This window comes from Streptomyces sp. LS1784, assembly GCF_020103755.1.
Taxonomy (GTDB): Bacteria; Actinomycetota; Actinomycetes; order Streptomycetales; family Streptomycetaceae; genus Kitasatospora.
The window spans coordinates 1-2,381 of the sequence record NZ_JAHSQD010000868.1 but is presented as its reverse complement, the minus strand read 5'-3'; the positions used below and the strand labels follow the sequence as shown (position 1 = coordinate 2,381).

The window sequence follows — 2,381 nt, the reverse complement described above, 5'->3', positions numbered from 1 at the left end:
CCGCCTCCGCCGCCGCGGGCGACCCGGTCGCCCTCGCCTCCTTCGACCGCGCCGCCCAGGCGCTGGCCGCCGGGATCGCCGCCACGGCCGCCCTGGTGGACCTCTCCCGGGTCGTCATAGGCGGCGGCGTGGCCGGTGCCGGGGACCTGCTGTTCGCCCCGCTCGCCCGCCATCTGGACCGCTACGCCGCCCTCTCGTACATCCGCGGCCTGGACGTGCGCCGCGCCGAACTCGGCACCGACGCCGGGCTGATCGGCGCGGCCGCGCTCTGCCGCTGAGCATCCCCGGAGCCGCCCGCATGCCGCCGCTCGGCCCCCTGCCGTTCGCCCTCCTGCAGAACCCGGTCCGCCGCTACGCCTGGGGCTCACCCACCGCCATCCCCGCGCTCACCGGCACCGCCCCCGACGGCACCCCGCAGGCCGAACTCTGGCTGGGCGCCCACCCGTCGGCGCCGTCCCTGCTGTCCGGCGACGCCGGCCCGCAGCCGCTGGACCGGCTGATCGACGCCGACCCGGACGGCATGCTCGGACCGGACACCGTACGGCGGTTCGGCCCGGCGCTGCCGTTCCTGTTCAAGGTGCTGGCCGCCGACCGGGCGCTCTCCCTCCAGGTCCACCCCACCCGCGCCCAGGCCGAGGCCGGGTACGCGGCGGAGCAGGCCCGGGGCGTTCCGCCGGACGCGCCGGAGCGGGTGTTCAAGGACCGTGGGCACAAGCCCGAACTCATCTGCTCGCTCGGCGACTTCGAGGCCCTGTGCGGCTTCCGGCCGGCCGCCGCCACCGCCCGGCTGCTGGACGCCCTCGGCGTGCTCTCCCCCTGGGCCACCGCGCTGCGCACCCGGCCCGTCGAGGCCGTGCTGCCCGAACTGCTGCGCTCCGGCCTTCACGCCGACGCCGCCGAACTCGCGGCCGTCACCGACTCCCTGCACCGGACGGCGGCGGCCGGCGGACCGTACGCCGCGAGCTGTGCCGCATACGCCCGCCTCGCCGCGGAGTACCCCGGCGACCGGGGCCTGCTCGCCGCGCTGCTGCTCAACCATGTCCGGCTCACCGCCGGGCAGGCGCTGTACCTGGACGCCGGGGTACCGCACGCCTACCTCCGGGGCGTGGGTGTGGAGTTGATGGCCAACTCCGACAACGTGCTGCGCTGCGGGCTCACCCCCAAGCACGTCGACGTGGACGGCCTGCTGGCGGTCACGTCCTTCCGCACCGGGGAACCCGAGGTGCTGGTGCCGCTCCCGCTCGGGGACGGCGCCGGCTCCGGCACCGGCGTCGAGGTGGAATTCCCGTCGCCCGCAGAGGAGTTCAGGCTCTCGCGGCTACGTCCCGGCGCCGCCTCCGTCCGGGTCGACCTCCCCACCCCGCAGATCCTGCTCTGCGTCGCCGGGCAGGCCTTGCTGCGGGCGCCCGGCGGCGCCGGACTCCCGCTTCCGGCGGGCGCGTCGGCCTACCTGCGCCCGGGCGCCGGACCGGTCGAACTGACCGGCCCGGGCGCGGAGCTGTTCCGGGCCACCACCGGGTAGCGGCGCACGACGGCCGCTCGAACGTGCTCAGGCCCGTGCCGGGTGTCCGAACAGCAGGTCGTAGCCGTCCGGGAGCTGCTCGATCACCCGGTCCAGCAACTCCCCCGGGACCAGGTCGGCGACCGTGCTGAGCACGGCCCCGATGTCCCACTGCGCCGTCGCCGGGGTCGCCCCGTCGATCCAGCCCACCACGGCCTGCACGAAGCGCTCGGCGGTCAGCGGCTCGGCCGCGGGCCCGGCGTCGCGCAGCAGCGAGGCGTAGGTGACGGGCAACGCGTCGGCGAGTTCGCCCCGCTCGGACCCCACCAGGTGCTCGCCGAGCAGGGCCAGCACGACCCGGGCGGCGTGATCCGCCTCAGCCTCACCCCGGTACTCGCCGCGCTCGACGACGCGGGCGAGGAAGTCCTCCCAGGAGATGGTCATCGCGTCCTCCTTCCGGTCGGCGGGCTCCGGCCGGACCGGCGGCGGCCTGCTCGCCCTGGGCCTGGAGGGAGGTCGCAGCCTGTGACCACCGTGGGGCGTACCGGTGCCCATGCTGCTCAGCGTAACTCGCCACGGCGCCTTCGGAACCGGCCCTCTCCCTCGGTACGACGGGCTCGGTACGGCGGGACCGTCGGGGCCGTGGAGGCCGAGGAGCCCTGGAACGCCACGGAGGCCGGGAATGCCGGGGACGCAGGTGAGGCCAGGGAGACCGGGGGTGCCGGGGACGCAGGCCGGGCGGACCGACGCCCTTGTCGATCACGTCACCGGCCCGGGACGGCGGTTCACCCCGCCGAGGCGTGGCACCGCCGACGCGGCCGCCGGGGCGGCGTCACCATGCCGGCGGCCGCACCGGCCGGTACGCGCTGCGCCGGGGCCG

At 76.8% G+C, this 2,381-nt stretch carries 3 protein-coding genes; 2 read left to right on the top strand and 1 reads right to left on the bottom strand.

The genetic code is table 11. The annotated features are described in order from the left end of the window. Both KS423_RS43600 and manA read left to right on the top strand, forming a co-directional pair. Positions 1–278 (top strand): ROK family protein (locus KS423_RS43600; RefSeq protein ID WP_224285230.1); only part of this gene is annotated, 278 nt, incomplete at its 5' end. A 20-nt stretch (positions 279–298) separates the two neighbouring features. Further along, entirely contained in the window at positions 299–1,522 is a 1,224-nt protein-coding gene (gene manA, locus KS423_RS43595; protein WP_224285229.1) for a mannose-6-phosphate isomerase, class I, read from the top strand. Positions 1,523–1,549: 27 nt separating this feature from the next. Here manA and KS423_RS43590 read toward each other — a convergent pair whose 3' ends face one another. After that, complete coding sequence (locus KS423_RS43590; RefSeq protein WP_224285228.1) at positions 1,550–1,945, bottom strand: DUF2267 domain-containing protein; 396 nt, start codon at positions 1,943–1,945, stop codon at positions 1,550–1,552. Between the last annotated feature and the right edge of the window lie 436 nt (positions 1,946–2,381).